We start from the raw sequence: 15680 nt of genomic DNA on the forward strand, positions 1-15680 counted from the left end.
CTGGCGCCTGCGGGGGCCTGGAACGGCGGCAACGAAATTCCGCGCTCGCAGAGCTCGCGGGAATATTAAAGCCGCCTTCCTCCATGCCCCCTCCGGTGCCCACGGGCCGCACCTGTCCAGCCCCCGGAACCTGCCTCCGCGGCACCCTCCGAAATGCTCCGCTTTGGGGGAAATCGACCGGTTTGGGAAATCCCTGCCACTTCGCAGCGGAGGGATGTCCCAAACCGGCAGGAGATTCCCCTAGTGCCGGCGGGCCGAACGGAACCTGGCCAGCGGGTTGGTGATCCTTCCGGAGAACTGCAAGCCGCCGGAAGGGTCGCTGAGGTCCAGCATCTGCTGGTTGTTGCGCAGTTGCAGGCGGTTCAGGCAGGAGAGGACGAAATCCCCGGCAAAAAGATCCGACGCCGCAAAATCGTCGGCAAGCTCGGGATGGGCGTCCTGGTACTGCGCCACGGTGTCCGCGACTTCGGCCCAGAAGTCCGTCTGGTCGAGGATGCCGTCCTCATGCAGGAGGGCGGACAGGAAGCGGAAGAAGCAGTCGAAGACATCAGTGAAGAGGGAGAGGACCTTTTCCTCCGCCGGGATCTGCACGCGGACACGGGATACCTCTTCGGGCAGTTCCACTTTCTCGCCCATCACCACAATCTCTTCGGCAATGTCCTTCATAAAGACCCGCTGCGGCAGGCCGCCGCGCAGCACCAGGATCAGGTTTTCTCCGTGCGGCATAAAGGCCAGGTCATAGGCGTAAAAGCAGTGCAGCAGCGGCACCAGATAGGCCTCCAGGTACCGGCGGAGCCACTGCCGGGCGGGCAGACCGGACCGGCTGATGAGCGCCGAGGCAAACGGCGTCCCGGCCGCGTCCGTGTGCAGCAGGGAGGCCATGGTGGCCAGCTGCTCGCCGTCGTCGAGCTGGTCCAGCGGGCTTTCCCGCCATAGCGCCGCCAGCATTTTCCGGTACGGGGAGCCCTTGGGCGCCGCGGCGTCGTAGTAGCGGTTGGTGTATCCGATGGCGGCCACCTCGCGCAGGATCCGGAAGTCCGCCGCCTGCAGGGCGGGATCCGCAGAGACCAGGCCGTGCAGCCAGTCATTGATCGCCGGGGTAGCCACCATGTACTCGGGGGAGAGGCCGCGCATAAAGCCCATGTTCACCACGGACAGTGCGGTCTTTATGTAGCAGCGGGACGGCTTGGACCGGTTGAAGAAGGTACGGATGGACTGCTGGGCCTGATAGGTGTCCTCGCCGGTGCCCAGATGGACAATGTGCCGGTTGGCGACGTCGGCGGCGAAGGTGACGCTGAGCTTGTTCCGCCACTGCCAGGGGTGGACGGGCAGATAGTAGTAGCCGGCCGGGTCCAGGCCGGCGGCGGCGAGGGCCGACTCAAAGGCCGCGAGTGTGGCGGCGCCGAGTTCCTTGTGCAGATGCCGCCGGTAATCCATCCCGGCCACCGCAGTGAACCGGGTCCGGTCCGCCCGTACCGCGATCCACTCCAGCCGGATAGGCGCGCCCGCTTCCGGGGCGTAGGCCAGGTAATCACCGGATCCGAACCCCAGCCGCCCGTTGTTGGCCACAAAGCAGGGATGCCCCTCGGTCATGGAACGCTCCACGGCCTGGAAATCCGCTGCCGGATCCGCGCCGCCGGTAAGACCGGCTGCCAGCAGCCCGGAGTCCGGAGCATCGGGGGCATCCTTGAACGCGGCGGAGGCGAGCGTGGAGGAAATCTCCTCCAGGTACACGGGCAGCATCTGCTCATTGATGCCCAGCGTGCCGGCGAATTCGGTGATGAAATCCAAGGCGTCCAGGGCAGCGCCGGCCCCGTCCAGGGTGCGTTCGATGCTCTCGGCGGCGACATTCCAGTGCTGCAGCGCAAGCACGGTGGCCCGGAACCGGTATACGGCACGGCCGTCATCCGACGTCAACCGGAACATGCCGTCCCGGCCGGTTTCTTCCAACGGCTGCAGGATGCGCTCGTGGGAGAACTCGGCAATCGCCTTGCGAACCAGATGCCGGTTGGCGCGGTTCCAACGCTCGGGCGTGAGGTGTGCGGTGGTGCCGGGTGAGGTGGTTTCCGGGGCAGGGGTTTCCGGGCCAGGGGCCGGGGCAACGGGTGTGGCAGCGGGGGCGGCTGTGCGTGTCACGGGGTAACTCCTTTGAGCGCAGCGGCGAAGCCGGCGCGGGTGCAGAAACTGAGGCTGGCGGTTTTGTCCGGCAGTTCGATGAGCCGGTCCGGGACAAATCCGAAGCGGGCATTCAGGGCGGCGATCTTGGTGTTGCGGACATCCGGCTCCACGACAATCCGGTCCACGGCGGGATCGCCGAAGAGGAACTCCAGCACGGCGCGGAACACAGCGGATGTGAAGCCCGGCTGCGGCGCGTCCGGCGGTGCCACCAGCAGATGCATTCCCAGATCGCCCTTCTCCACCGGATAGGTTCCGGCCAGCGTGGAATGCCCCGGGGCGTAGCTTTCCGCCAGGAACGCCGGGGTGCCGTCCTCCCCGCGGCCCAGCCAGGCATGGTGGTGCGGGTTGGCGGCAATGCCGGTGTATTCGCGTTCGACGTCGGTCACAGAGGCATTGAGCATGCCCCAGAACCTTGCGTAGTCCCGGGTCATCCAGCTGTGCAGTAGCGGGGCGTCGGCGGCGGGGTTCACGGGAGTGAAGCTGAAGTTCATGCGCGGGCCTCCGACTGCTCGGCAGGTTCGTCTTGGACCGGCACCGCGGTGTTTTGTGGGGCGCCGAACTCCTGGAAGGTGATGGAGGTTTCCACGGGGTAGACCTCCCGGCCCAGCACGGCGCGGATAATCGCGGAGTTGCGGTAGGCGGCCATCCCCAGGTCCGGGGTGACAAAACCGTGGGTGTGCAGTTCGGCGTTCTGCACGAAAATTTCGCCCGGTTCGGTGCCGATTCCGTACCAGCGGTCGACGTCGAAGCGTCCCGCGGCGTCACGGCGGATCCGCTGTGCGATGCCTGTCAGGAACTCCGGTTCCCGGTAGGTGTAGCCGGTGGCCAGGACCACGGCGTCACTTTGCAGGCTGAACGGGCGGTCCTGCTCGGTGTGGTGCAGCTCCAGCGTGGATGCTCCCGTCGCGGGGTTGACTGTTGCCCCGCGCAGCTCCATGTGGGTGAGCAGCCGGGTCCGGGGTTCCGCGCGCAGGCTCTTGGCATACAGGGTGTCGTAAATGGTGTTGATCAGATCGGAATCGATGCCCTTGTACAGGTTCTTCTGCTGCGCGATGAGCCGGTCGCGGGACGCCCCGGGCAGGGCATGGAAGTAGTCGACATAGTCCGGCGAAGTCATTTCCAAGGTGAGCTTGGTGTACTCCAGCGGGAAGAACCGGCCGGACCGGGTGACCCAGTTCAGCTCATACCCGTGGCCGTCCATCTCCTCCAGCAGGTCCAGGTACAGCTCGGCGGCGCTTTGGCCGGACCCGACAATGGTGATGGATCGCTTCTGCTGCAGCTCCTGTTTGCGTGCCAGGTAGTCACTGTTGTGCAGCACGGTGGCGCCGGTCTGCCGCAGGGATTGCGCGGCGGGCGGCAGGTAGGGCCGGGTCCCGGTGCCCAGCACCAGCCGCCGGGTCCGGTACCTCCGGATGCCTGCCGCGCTCTGTGCGGTCACCTCGTACACGGATTCGCCGCCGTCGGACAGGTGCACGATGCCGGTGACCCGGTGCCCGAACCGGACGCCGGGGAGCTGATCGGCTACCCAGCGGCAGTACGCGTTGAACTCAGCCCGCAGCGGATAGAAGTTCTCCCGGATGTAGAACCGGTACAGCCGGTTGGTCTGCTTGAGGAAGTTCAGGAAGGAATAGCGCGAGCACGGATCGGCCAGCGTCACCAGATCGGCCATAAACGGCACCTGCAGGTGCGCGGACTCGAGCATCATGCCCGGGTGCCAGTCAAAGCCGCTGCTGCTGTCCAGGAACAGGGTGTTCAGTTCCGGCAGGGGATCAGTGAGTGCGGCCAGACCCAGGTTGAAGGGCCCGACGCCGATGCCCAGCAGGTCATAGAGCGGTTCGGTTGCAGCGGCTTCCGCGGCGCTCATGCTGCGGCTCCGGCGAGGTAGTCGGCTCCGGCACGGCGAATGAGCGCGAGGATCTGGCGCACGTCCTCCAGCGTGGTGTCCGCGTTGAGCAGGGTGAACTTCAGGAAGTGCCGTCCGGCCACAGTGGTGCCGGCCACGAGCGCCTTGCCCGAAGCGGAGAGGGCCCGCCGGATGTGCAGGTTCAGCGCGTCGGACGTCTCCTCATCGACCTTCCGCCCGTCCGGGCCGGCCGGCCGGTACCGGAAGACCAGTGTGCTCAGCTGGACAGGTGCTGCGGTGTCGAAGTCCGGGTCAGCTTCCACCAGCTCCCCGGTGGCGGCTGCCAGATCGATGGCCGCGTCGAGAAGTGCGCCCACGCCGTCGGCCCCCATGATCCGCAGGGTGAGCCAGAGCTTCAGTGCATCAAACCGGCGGGTGGTCTGGATGCTCTTGTCCACCTGGTTGGGGATGGCGTCCCGGGCGGCGCTTTCGGGATTGAGGTAGTCGGCGTAGTAGGTCACGTGCCCGAGCATCGCGGCGTCGCGGACCAGCAGGGCGCTGGAGCTGACCGGCTGGAAAAACGTCTTGTGGTAATCCACCGTGACTGAGTCTGCGGCGCCGATGCCGTCGAGCAGGTGGCGGTGCCGCCGGGAGGTGATCAGCCCGCCGCCGTAGGCTGCGTCCACGTGCAGCCATGCGCCGTGCTCCTCGGCCAGCCGGGATGTCTGAAGCAGGGGATCGATGCTGCCGAAATCCGTGGTCCCGGCGGTGGCGACCACCGCCATGGCGCGTTCGCCCCGTGCAGCGCTCGCGGACATGGCTGCCTCGAGGGCCTGCATGTCCATGCGGCGGTTGGCGTCGCACGGAACCGGAATGACGGCGTCGTACCCCAGGCCCAGCATCGATGCGGATTTGCGGATGCTGAAGTGGCTGGCTTCCGAGGCGAAGATACGCAGCCCGCCAAGCAGCTCGGGCAGCCGCCGTCCTTTATGGCCGGGCTCCGTGCGCAGCGCTGCCACCGCGCGGTTCCGTGCGATTAGCAGTGCCTGCTGGTTAGAGGCGCTGCCCCCGCTGGTGAACACGCCGTCGGCCTGCGGTCCGAGTCCGAGCCGGTCTGCGGTCCAGCGGATCAGCCGCTGTTCAATCAGGGTTGCGCCGGCGCTCTGGTCCCAGGTGTCCATGGAGGAGTTCACCGCTGAAAGGATCGCCTCGCCCACCAGGGCAGGGATAACCACGGGGCAGTTCAGGTGCGCGGCATATTTGGGGTGGTGGAAGTACACGGCATCGCGCAGGTACACCGATTCCAGCTCGGCGAGGGCCGCGGCGGTGTCCGGCAGCGGGGTGTCCAGATCCACGCCGGCCACGGCCGGGGCCAGATCTGCCGGCGCAATGCCGCTGAACGGGCCGGCAGCGGTTTCGACTTTTGCCGCGACTGCATCGATGGCCAGACGTATACCGGCGGCATAGCGGGCACTGTTGCCGGCATTGAACAAATGCCCGCCTGCGAAGGCCTCGTCAACGTGGAAACGGATGTCGCCGGACGGGCCGGCGTGATGCAGCAAGGACACTGCGGACTCCCTTGAAAGTGCATTTCGGAAAGGTAACGAAGAAACAGTGGACCACTCGGGCGAATTACGTCAATATTTCATGACGTAATTCAGAAGAGCCCGGGAATCCGGGGCGGAATGGAGGTCATAGTTGTCCCAATCCCGGGTTGCACGGGCATAATGACGCGCGCGGAACCGGCCTGCAGATGCAGTGAACAGCAGGGTGTACCCGGCGGTTCGCATCCCCTGCGGGTGGCACCGGCCCGGATGAATCAGTAGGCTTACTAAATGGGCCGCACGGGTTGCGGTCCGGTTTCCCGGACGTGAAAGGCAAGGTTTATGAGCGAGCAGAGCATTCCTGATCCCGAACTCGGCGACGATCCGGTTCTGGCCGACGACGTCGCAGCGGTTGCCACCCCGGACGAACTGACGGTGGTCTCCGAAGACGAGCTGCTGGAGCAGGACCAGCTGACGGACGCCGAAGACCTCACCTATCCCGGCGCGGCCGAAGACAACCCCGACAACTGGCAGGCAGACCCGCTGATCCGCGGCGAAGCTCCGCTGGATGAGCCCGGCGCCCTCTCCGACCAGGCCCTGCGCGAGGAGACGGCTGAGGAACGCTTCCTCGACGGCGAGAGCCAGATTCCACCGGAGGAACCCACCATCGGCGAAGCGGCGTCCGACGTTGATTTCGGTGATCCGACCGTGGGTGACGAGGAAGACGCCAGCGACGACCCGGCGCACCTTGGCGGCAACCCCCTGGCCGACTTTGATCCCGAAGACGAGCCGGATCCCGACGCAGAGCGCTAATTCCTGCCCGGGGTCAGTCCCGGGGCGGCACTAGGCTGGTTCCATGCCTTCTTTCCGCGTGCAGTTGAACATCCTCGGTCTGAAGCCGGGCAACCCGCCCGAGGCAGTAATGGAAACAGCCGTGGCCGCCCTGGGATCGGCCCACCACGTTGAGGCCAACCAGCTGGACATCGTCTCCGGGGTGCCGCGGATCACGCTGCGGTTCACCGTGCCGGATGACGAATTCTCCGTGGAAAACTCCCGCGCCCGCCGTGCGGCCATCAACATGCGCGCCGCCGTCGAGGAAGTAGCCAACGGTCAGGACCTTCGGGTGCTCCGCCGGATGCGCGGACGCTGGACGGTGCTGTAGGCACCGGATGGTCCAGAAGAATCAGCCGGGAAAAGCGTTCAGGGAAAGCCGGCTGCGGTACTCCACCGGCTCACGGGTCAGCGGATCCGTAAAGCGCACCGACCGGGCCAGCAGTTGCAGCGGCCTGGCATAGTCATCCGGTGCCTGCGGCAGCAGTTCCGGGTAGAAGGAATCGTTGAGGATCCCGATGCCCTGGGACGCCATATGCACCCTGAGCTGGTGGGTTTTGCCGGTGTGCGGGGACAGCCGGTACCGGCCCAGTCCGTCCCGGCTTTCCATCAGCTCAATCAGGGTTTCCGCATTCGGCTCGCCTTCCACTTCCTGGGCCAGCAGGTAGGTGCGGGACTTGATCATGCGGCTGCGGACGGTCAGCGGCAGCGCCAGGTCCTCGCGGACGGGGGCCACGGCCTCGTACTCCTTGCTGATCCGCCGTTTCTCGAACAGGATCTGGTACTTGCCCCGGGTCTCGGGGTTGGTGGAAAACAGCAGCACGCCGGCCGTCATCCGGTCCAGCCGGTGCATCGGAATCAGGTCCGGGATTCCCAGCTGCACCCGCAGCCGCACCAGGGCCGACTCGGCCACATACATCCCGCCCGGCGTCGTCGGCAGGAAATGCGGCTTGTCCACCACCAGCAAGTTCTCGTCCTGGTGCAGGATGCCGATGTCCACGGGTATCCGCTCTTCCGGCGGGAGCTCACGGTAGTACCAGATGAAAGTGTGCTCGTTCAGGGGCGTGGCTGCGGTCAGCGGAACACCGCCCAGGCCTACCACCTCGCCGCGCTCAAAACGGTTCACAATCCCGTCCGGATCCACATGGCCAAAACGCTCCAGCACATAGTCCATGGCGGTCTTCCACGGCCCCTCTGAGGGCAGGCGCAGGCGGGTGGCATTGACTCCGTTGCGCACGGGAAGCGGGGATTGCATCACGGTTTCAGGATATCGGGTGCCCGGGCTTAAATTTGGGCTGGGCCTTTCTGCCCGCGAACCCTGCGAAACGGAGCCCGGTGGCCACCAAACCAGTTATTCCTCCTGCTGAGCCGAGCACGACGACGGCGCTGACGCCCGAAGAGCGCCAGTCCGTCCTGCGCACCCTGCGGTCACCAAAACTGCTCAAAACCGAGGTCCTGGCCGGGCTCGTCGTGGCCCTGGCACTGATCCCCGAGGCGCTGGCATTCTCCGTGATTGCCGGGGTGGATCCGCGCATCGGCCTGTTCTCCGCCTTCACCATGGCCGTGACCATTTCCTTCCTCGGCGGCCGCCCGGCAATGATCTCCGCGGCCACCGGCGCCGTGGCCCTGGTCATCGCACCGCTGGTGGCATCCCATGGCGTGAACTACATGATTGCCGCCGTGCTGCTGGCCGGCGTCGTCCAGGTGCTGCTGGCCGTGCTGGGCGTGGCGAAACTCATGCGCTTCATTCCCCGCCAGGTCATGGTGGGCTTCGTCAACGCGCTGGCCATCCTGATCCTCGTTGCACAGGTGCCCGAGCTGCTGGGCGTCCCGCGGCTGGTCTACCCGCTGGTGGCGCTGGGGCTGCTGATTGTCTTCGGCCTTCCCCGGCTCACCACAGCGGTACCGGCATCCCTGGTGGCCATTGTGGTGCTCACCGCGATTACCGTCGGAGCGTCCCTGACCGTGCCGACCGTCGGGGACAAGGGCGAACTGCCGGAAAGCCTGCCCTCCCTGCTGCTGCCTGACGTCCCGTTTAGCCTGGACACCCTGCAGGTGATTTTCCCCTACGCGCTGGCCGTGGCGTTTGTCGGACTGCTGGAATCCCTCATGACGGCCAAGCTGGTGGATGACGTCACTGACACCCGCTCCAATAAGACCCGGGAAGCCTGGGGCCAGGGCGCGGCCAACATCGTGACCGGATTCTTCGGCGGGATGGGCGGCTGCGCGATGATCGGGCAGACCATGATCAACGTAAAGGCCTCGGGTGCGCGCACCCGGATTTCCACGTTCCTTGCCGGCGTGTTCCTGCTGGTACTGGTGGTGGTGTTCGGCGACATTGTGGCGGTCATTCCCATGGCCGCCCTGGTGGCCGTGATGATCTTCGTGGCGGTGGCCAGCTTCGACTGGCACAGCATCCGCCCGTCCACACTGAAGATGATGCCGAAGAGTGAGACCGCCGTTATGCTCGCCACCGTGGCCGTCACGGTCTGGAGCCACAACCTGGCCATCGGCGTCGGCGTCGGCGTGCTCGTGGCCATGGTGCTCTTCGCCCGGCGGGTGGCCCACTTCGTCACCGTGGACCGCACGGTTGACGACGACGGCGCCGTGGCCACCTACACGGTCAACGGCGAGTTGTTCTTCGCCTCCTCGAATGATCTCTACTCCCAGTTTGAGTATGTCCGCGATCCCGCCCGTGTGGTCATTGACCTCAGCGGTTCCCATGTCTGGGATGCCTCCACAGTGGCAGCACTGGATGCGGTCACGGCCAAGTACCGCCGGCACGGAACCGAGGTGCAGATTGCCGGGCTCAATGACGCGAGCGTGCAGATGCGGAACCGGATGGCCGGGAAGCTGGGCTGACGCGGAGCGCTCACCGGGCGGCCGTGGTCAGGCGGCGCGCAGCGCCGGCGAGTCCCCAAGGAGGGCCGTGAACGCCGTCCGGCATTCCTCCGCCGTCGGGCGGTCCCGGAAGGAAAGCGAGGTCATCGCCGTCAGCAGGGACGTCCAGCCGGCCGGCAGCGCGGCCGGAATCTCCGGGCCGCGGACCGTGCGGACCACCATGGACTCGACCCGCGGCAGGTCGAAGGCGCGGACACCCGTGATGGACTCCAGCAGGACGAGTCCCAGGGAGTACACGTCGGTGGCGCCGGTCAGGTCTGTTCCGTGGACCTGTTCCGGACTCATATACGGCAGGCTCCCGTAGGACTGCTGCTCCCCGCCGCCCTGGGCGTCCACGGCTGTTCCCAGATCGGCAATCTTCGCGGTCCCCGCCCCCGGGTCGAGCAGGATGTTCGAGGGTTTGATGTCCCGATGGATATATCCGGCCGCATGTATGGCGGAGAGTCCGGCCGCCACGTCCTTGCCGAGACGTGCCGCGGCGGCAGGCTGCATGGCGCCGTGGCTGGCAATGTCCTGGCGCAGGTTGGGTCCGGGCACCATCTCCAGCACCAGATAGGGGGCCTGAGCACCTGTGTCGGGGTGGCTGATGGCGCCGTGGGACAACAGCCCCACCACATGCGGATGGGGTATCGCTGCCAGCACGGCGGCCTCGCGTGAGGCTTCGTGGCCCTGGGGTGCGTGCCCCAGGGGAGCGGAGAAGATTTTCACGGCCACCTTCTCCAGCGAGGCAAGGTCGGTGGCCCGCCAGACATACGCGGCGGCGCCGCGTCCGATGGGTTCATCCAGGCAGTACCGTCCGTCGAGGAGAACGTGGGCACTGAAACCGGACGAGTCCGGGCGGCCGGACGGGACGGAACGGGGCTGTCCGGCCACCGGCCGGGAATGCCGAATAGCCGCTGGCGCCGAGCCGCTCATTGTCCGCTCCCCCATGGATAGTTAGCTTGTCTAGTTATTAGAAAAGCTAAAATACCTGCGGCGGGATCGGAAAGTCCAGTACGGGTGCGGCGCGGCCGGTGGCGCCGGCAGAAATGAGGCGGCGGGAAGTGTGTGGCCGGAATGGGGTGGGTTGCGGCCGGGGCTAGCCGGCGGGCGGTTCAGGCAGCGCGTCCCGCAGCCGGTTCATAAAGCGGATGACGACGTCGGCCTCGGCGGGGGAGAGTTCGGCGGCCGCCTGCATCATGCGCCGGTGCATGTCCCCAACGGTCTCCCGGACTTCCTCATCGGACGTTTCGGTGGGGACAATCTCCCAGGCCCGCCGGTCATTCGGGCGTGCGCGCCGCTGGACATAGCCACCGCGTTCCAGGCGGTCAATCAGCGCCGTGGTGGAGGCAGTGGAAATACCCAGCAGCCGGCTAAGATCCTTGGGCCCCAGGCTTCCGCCCACCTGGCGTGCCTGCATGAGGTAGCGCATGGCAAGCAGGTCATTCTCATTCATGCCCATGGAGTCCTGGGTGCGCCGGCGGATCTGTGTTTCGGTGGCACGGTAGCTCCGCACGGCGTCGAGTACGTCGCGGGCCCGAGGGTGCTCCGGGTCCGGGGTGTACCAGTACCCGCCCTGATCGCCGGGCTGCTGGGGGATGTCCATTCGCCCAATCCTAGTCCTCCTGAAGGCTAGCCCGGCTAGGGAACGGTGCGACACAATTCACACTGTAATTAGGACATAAAAGTATGAGCTAATGCGTTCGGGTGTGGTCTGATGTTGTTTGTCCGATTTAGGACAGCCTTACTTCAGAGTGATAGGAACACCCTTGCCCGCACCCAGCGTCCCGCCGTCCATGTCCTCCATCGGGCCTTCGCGCCGAACCGTCCTTGGCGGAGCCGGTCTGGGCTTCCTTGCCCTGGCGCTTGGCGCCTGCTCATCCCGGGAGACCGTGGGTGCGGGCAACCCGGCAGCCTCCGCCGGGTCCGGAAGCTTCACCGTGACGGACATGCGCGGCGTGCAGGTGTCCTTTGACGCTCCGGTGCAGCGAATCGCCACCACCGTGATCCCCTCCCCGTCCATGCTGGCTGCCGTGGACGGCGGCTACGGCCGGATTGTGGGCATCAATGAGTCAACCCTGCAGGCCAACCAGCAGGGCCTGTTCGGCGAGATGTTCCCGGAATCAAAAAAGACCACCACCATCTCCCCGTCCAGCTTCACGCCGAACATTGAAACCATCACCGACTTGGAACCCGACGTTGTTTTCCAGTGGGCGGACCAGGGCGACGGCCTCGTGGAGCCGCTCGAAAATGCCGGGTTCAAGACCGTCTGCCTGCTCTACGGCACACAGGAGTACCTGGAAACCTGGGTGTCCCTGTTCTCCACCATTCTCGGCAAGCCAGGGCGCGGCACCGAAATTGTCGATTGGATGCACGCCGAAATCTCGCGGCTGCAGGAGGAACTTTCCGGCGTCACAACGCCCGTTCGGGTGGTGCACCTGGGCCAGTCCGGTGACGGCTATTCGGCCTCGAACAAAACCTCCTACATGCACTATTGGATGGAACTGGCCGGCGGGCAGAACATGGCCGCAGACAACATCTCCGCCGAGAACGTGGTGAGCGCCGAACAGCTGATCGAATGGGATCCGGAGGTCATCACGCTGGGCGGCTTCGACGCCCGCACTCCTGCAGAGGTCTATGCGGACAAGTCCCTCGCCTCGGTGTCCGCCGTGAAGAACCGCCGGGTCTACAAGGCCCCACTGGGCGGTTACCGCTGGGAGGTGCCCTGCGCCGAGTCGCCGCTGATGTGGCAGTGGGCGGCGGAAATCTACCACCCCGACCGGACCGGCCACACACTGCGTGCCGCCATGAAGGAAAAGATCAGCTACCTCTACGGATACGACGTCTCCGAAGCGCAGATCGACGCCGCCCTGCGGCTGGACATGAACGGTGCCAGTGTTGGCTACGACGTCTTCCGCCGCTGAGATGGGCACGGCACCCGCCGCCGATCCCGCGCGGAAAGCCCCCGCACCACCAACGGGAGCACGCCGCGGAACCCCCACAGCTGCACGCCGCCGGCTGATTCTGCTGCTGTGCTTCCTGATCCTCTGCGCGGTGGCCCTGGTGTCCATGGCCGTCGGCCGCTACTGGGTTCCCCCGAACGAGATCCTGCGCATCCTCGCCAATGAGGCCACCACCGTCTTTGGCGGGGAGGGAATGCTTCGGCGGACCTGGACTGACCAGGAAGCCACCGTGGTCCTGGACGTGCGGCTTCCGCGCGTGCTGCTGGCCTTCCTGGTGGGCGGGGCACTTTCGCTGGGAGGTGCCTGCCTGCAGGCACTGTTCCGCAACCCGCTGGTCAGCCCGGACATCATCGGCGTCACGGCCGGGGCATCCTTTGGCGGCGTGCTGGTACTGACCCTTGGCCTCTCCGGCGGCTGGATGGTGGGCGGAGCCTTCGGGTTCGGCCTCGCCGCCCTGGCCGGCGTGCTGCTGCTGGGCCGGCTGGGCGGACGGGACAACGCGATGCTGATGATTGTGCTCGGCGGAATTGTGGTGGCAGCCTTCTTCAACGCCCTGGTCTCCTTTATGACCTACATAGCGGACCCGTACTCCGAACTGCCCTCGATTGTGCACTGGCTGCTGGGCTCCATTGCCGCAGCGAGCTATGACAAGGTGCTCACCGCCCTGGTCCCGGTGGCGTTGGGCGCCGCCGTAGTGCTCGCCCTGCGCTGGCGGCTGAACGTGCTCTCGCTGGGCGACGACGACGCCGCCGCGCTGGGCGTGAACCCGCAGCGTTCGCGCGTGCTGCTGTTGTGCGCCGTCGCCCTGATGACCGCCGGGACAGTGGCCGTGGCCGGCGCCGTCGGCTGGGTGGGTCTGGTGGTCCCGCATCTGGCCCGGCTCTGGGTGGGACCGGATCACCGGGTGCTGCTGCCGGCGTCGCTGCTGCTGGGCGGCACGTACCTGATGCTCATCGACACCCTCAGCCGCTCCATCACCAGCAGCGAACTGCCGCTGGGCATCCTCACCGCCATTATCGGCGCGCCGGTTTTCGTGGCGCTGCTGGCCCGATCACAGAAGAAAGGCCGGGTCTCATGACCGTGCTTTCCATGCCGCGCCCCGCGTCCGGAAACCAGGGGCAGGACCCGCTGATGCAGGTGGCGGACCTGGGGTTCCGCTACTCACGGCTGCGGCCCTGGCTGTTCCGCAACCTGGGCTTCACACTGCAGCCCGGCGAAATCCTCTCCATCCTGGGGCCCAACGCCCGGGGCAAGACCACGCTGCTCAAATGCCTGGCCGGCCTGCTGGCCCCGCGCGAAGGATCCGTGTCCTGCGCCCCGGGAATCGGCTACGTGCCGCAGGACCACGGCGCCGGCCCTTCCTTCAGCGTCGCCGAAATGGTGCTGATGGGCCGCACCCGGCACCTGCGGGCCTACCAAACTCCGCGGCGCGAGGACCATGACGCCGCCGAGGCCGCCATGGAGCGGGTGGGCGTGGCCGCCTGGGCGGCACGGGACTACTCCGAGCTGTCCGGCGGGCAGCGGCAGCTGGTACTTATTGCCCGGGCGGTGGCCTCCGGCTGCGAGCTGCTGATCCTGGACGAGCCGGCCTCCGCCCTGGACCTGAACAACCAGTCCCGCGTGCTGGCGGTACTGTCCGGCCTGGCCTCCGACGGTATGGGCGTCATCATGACCACCCACCACCCGGACCACGCCCTGCACGTGTCCAAAAATGCGCTGCTGTTTGTCGGCAGCCATGACGTCCGCTGGGGTCCCACCGATGAACTGCTTACCGGCCCCGCCCTCTCCGAGGTGTACGGCCTGCCCATCTGCACCCCCACCGTGGGAACCGTCTCGGGCGAACGCGTGATCGCGGTCCCGGACTTCGGCCCGTCCTGCCGTGCCTGCCCGGTGCCCGAAGCCGTCGGGGCACCATTGATTGACCTTCCCCTGCCTATCCGAAAGGACCTTCCGTGATTATCCGACTGATCGGCGGCACGCCCATGCGCGGTCAGGCCGACCCGTCCTGGCGCGGTGCCATCTCCGACGCCGATGCCTACGACCTGACCAACGACGCCGCCCGCGCCCGCATCCTCTCCGCCAACGGTCTGGTGATCAGCGGCGGGGCGGACCACCTGCTGCTGGGCCGCTACCGGGAGGAGCTGACCGGTTTTGTCCGCGCCGGCGGCCGGGTGCTGGTCAACGGCCAGGTGGTGAAGCCGTTCATCGACGGGTTGGCCGTGTGGCGGAAGCTGGAATTCCGCGGGGCGCAGGATGTCCGCCCGCACGCGGTCACCGCTCATCCGGTGTGGGCCGGCATTGACTACCGGGACCTGCACTACCGCACCGGTGTGCCCGGGATCCACAGCTATGCGCAGCTGGAGGAGATCGGCGTGGCCGGGTTCTACGGCCGCGGCTATCATCTGGATCTGCCCGACGGGGCCGAAGTCATCACCGGGATCGGGCAGTACCGGCTGCCGCTGGACTACTCCTACCGGCTGGGTGCCGGAGAAGTGCTGGTGCACGGCGGCAATGACCTGGAGAGCTTCAGCGACGACGGCTACAGCACCAGTGTGCTGGGCCCCAACCTGGTGGCCTGGCTCGACGCTGGGCGGAACGGCGGATCCGGTGCGCATGACGGCGGGGTCGGTGAGGCCACAGCGGCGAATGCCGCCGTCGTCCGTAACGCCCCCGCAGCTGCGGATGCCGCCGTCGTCCGTAGCGCCCCTGCAGCTGCGGATGCCGCCGTCGTCCGTAGCGCCCCTGCAGCTGCGGATGCCGCCGTCGTCCGCAACGCCCCTGTCCCCGGGGCAGCGCCGCGGATCGGGCTGCTGCACTGCGGCGCGTTCCAGCCGCTGCGCACCCTGGCCGATCCGGCGCTCGCGCCCTACCGGCTGGAATCCGTCTACCTGCCGGACGCCGACCCGGCCGTCCTCGCGGACCTGGACGTGGTGATTGTCAGCGACCGGCTGCACCCGCGACAGCTGGAGCGTTTTGTGCCGGCACTGCTTGCGGCGCTGGAGGATCCGGGGAAAACGGTGATCGTGCTGGGCGAAAACAAGGTGGAAAACTGGCTGCCCGGCGTCGGCTATACCTTCCGCCCCACGGTGTTCTGGAAATGGCGCACCGGCGAGGACAACGGCACCCGGCTGCGGCTGCCTGAGGACCCGTTGTGGGAGTTCTTCACTCCGTGGTCGGTGTCCTGGCATCACCACGGGCTGCTGCACCCTCGCCCCGGCGCCCGGTCACTGGTGGTCATGGAAGAGGAGGGTGCCGAGGTGGGCGCCCTGATGTACGTCGATGAGGTGAACCAGCCTGCCCGCCTGCTGGTGACCACCATGGACCCGGTGTACCACCACGGCTCCGGCTTTATGCCTGGTGCCTCGCAGCTGCTGTATTCACTGCTGCGGTGGGTGACCGCCACGCACGTGCCCGCCGGGAAGCGCGCCCTGGCCTGACCTG

Annotated in this window: 14 protein-coding genes; 7 read left to right on the forward strand and 7 right to left on the reverse strand. The window is 66.8% G+C overall.

Annotated elements, in window-relative coordinates:
* Positions 1-240: 240 nt before the first annotated feature.
* Genes AC5RTS_RS08805 through AC5RTS_RS08820 form a run of 4 tightly spaced genes read right to left on the reverse strand, consistent with a single transcriptional unit; the run spans position 241 to position 5583 of the window.
* On the reverse strand, positions 241-2136 hold the full coding sequence (locus tag AC5RTS_RS08805; RefSeq protein ID WP_493991693.1) for an IucA/IucC family protein: 1896 nt from the start codon (positions 2134-2136) through the stop codon (positions 241-243).
* Positions 2133-2669 carry a GNAT family N-acetyltransferase gene (locus tag AC5RTS_RS08810; RefSeq protein WP_493991694.1) on the reverse strand — a complete coding sequence of 179 codons (537 nt, stop codon included), beginning with the start codon at positions 2667-2669 and terminating at the stop codon, positions 2133-2135. Before AC5RTS_RS08810 ends, AC5RTS_RS08805 begins: the two co-directional genes overlap by 4 nt.
* Positions 2666-4042 (reverse strand): lysine N(6)-hydroxylase/L-ornithine N(5)-oxygenase family protein, encoded by a 1377-nt coding sequence (locus AC5RTS_RS08815; protein WP_493991695.1) that lies wholly within the window; start codon positions 4040-4042, stop codon positions 2666-2668. The genes AC5RTS_RS08810 and AC5RTS_RS08815 overlap by 4 nt, the downstream gene beginning before the upstream one ends.
* Positions 4039-5583, reverse strand: a complete 1545-nt coding sequence (locus AC5RTS_RS08820; RefSeq protein ID WP_493991807.1) for a pyridoxal phosphate-dependent decarboxylase family protein — start codon at positions 5581-5583, stop codon at positions 4039-4041. The genes AC5RTS_RS08815 and AC5RTS_RS08820 overlap by 4 nt, the downstream gene beginning before the upstream one ends.
* A gap of 324 nt (positions 5584-5907) precedes the next feature.
* Between AC5RTS_RS08820 and AC5RTS_RS08825 the strand changes: the two genes are divergently transcribed.
* A complete protein-coding gene (locus AC5RTS_RS08825; RefSeq protein WP_227904931.1) occupies positions 5908-6378 on the forward strand; it encodes a hypothetical protein in 471 nt (156 codons plus the stop codon).
* Between the two features lie 43 nt (positions 6379-6421).
* The gene (locus tag AC5RTS_RS08830; protein ID WP_493991696.1) at positions 6422-6727 is read left to right on the forward strand and encodes a hypothetical protein; all 306 of its coding nucleotides are present in this window, start codon (positions 6422-6424) and stop codon (positions 6725-6727) included.
* Positions 6728-6748: 21 nt separating this feature from the next.
* Here AC5RTS_RS08830 and AC5RTS_RS08835 read toward each other — a convergent pair whose 3' ends face one another.
* A complete protein-coding gene (locus AC5RTS_RS08835) occupies positions 6749-7651 on the reverse strand; it encodes an RluA family pseudouridine synthase (protein ID WP_493991808.1) in 903 nt (300 codons plus the stop codon).
* An 80-nt stretch (positions 7652-7731) separates the two neighbouring features.
* Here AC5RTS_RS08835 and AC5RTS_RS08840 point away from each other — a divergent pair, with 80 nt between their 5' ends.
* Positions 7732-9258, forward strand: coding sequence for a SulP family inorganic anion transporter (locus AC5RTS_RS08840; RefSeq protein WP_493991697.1), 1527 nt, complete (start codon positions 7732-7734; stop codon positions 9256-9258).
* 27 nt (positions 9259-9285) lie between these two features.
* On the opposite strand, the gene AC5RTS_RS08845 is transcribed toward AC5RTS_RS08840, so the two are convergent.
* Together AC5RTS_RS08845 and AC5RTS_RS08850 are read right to left on the reverse strand one after the other, a co-directional pair.
* Positions 9286-10212: a serine/threonine-protein kinase gene (locus tag AC5RTS_RS08845; protein WP_493991698.1), complete on the reverse strand. Its 927-nt coding sequence runs from the start codon at positions 10210-10212 to the stop codon at positions 9286-9288.
* 163 nt (positions 10213-10375) lie between these two features.
* On the reverse strand, positions 10376-10882 hold the full coding sequence (locus AC5RTS_RS08850) for a MarR family winged helix-turn-helix transcriptional regulator (protein WP_493991699.1): 507 nt from the start codon (positions 10880-10882) through the stop codon (positions 10376-10378).
* Positions 10883-11045: 163 nt separating this feature from the next.
* Between AC5RTS_RS08850 and AC5RTS_RS08855 the strand changes: the two genes are divergently transcribed.
* Genes AC5RTS_RS08855 through AC5RTS_RS08870 form a run of 4 tightly spaced genes read left to right on the forward strand, consistent with a single transcriptional unit; the run spans position 11046 to position 15676 of the window.
* On the forward strand, positions 11046-12200 hold the full coding sequence (locus AC5RTS_RS08855; RefSeq protein ID WP_493991700.1) for an ABC transporter substrate-binding protein: 1155 nt from the start codon (positions 11046-11048) through the stop codon (positions 12198-12200).
* A complete protein-coding gene (locus tag AC5RTS_RS08860; protein ID WP_493991701.1) occupies positions 12175-13317 on the forward strand; it encodes a FecCD family ABC transporter permease in 1143 nt (380 codons plus the stop codon). Before AC5RTS_RS08855 ends, AC5RTS_RS08860 begins: the two co-directional genes overlap by 26 nt.
* Positions 13314-14195 (forward strand): ABC transporter ATP-binding protein, encoded by an 882-nt coding sequence (locus AC5RTS_RS08865; protein ID WP_290245864.1) that lies wholly within the window; start codon positions 13314-13316, stop codon positions 14193-14195. The genes AC5RTS_RS08860 and AC5RTS_RS08865 overlap by 4 nt, the downstream gene beginning before the upstream one ends.
* Positions 14192-15676 carry a hypothetical protein gene (locus tag AC5RTS_RS08870; protein WP_493991702.1) on the forward strand — a complete coding sequence of 495 codons (1485 nt, stop codon included), beginning with the start codon at positions 14192-14194 and terminating at the stop codon, positions 15674-15676. The genes AC5RTS_RS08865 and AC5RTS_RS08870 overlap by 4 nt, the downstream gene beginning before the upstream one ends.
* The last annotated feature ends 4 nt before the right edge of the window (positions 15677-15680 follow it).

The sequence above is a fragment of the Arthrobacter sp. MDT1-49-2 genome, assembly GCF_059090185.1.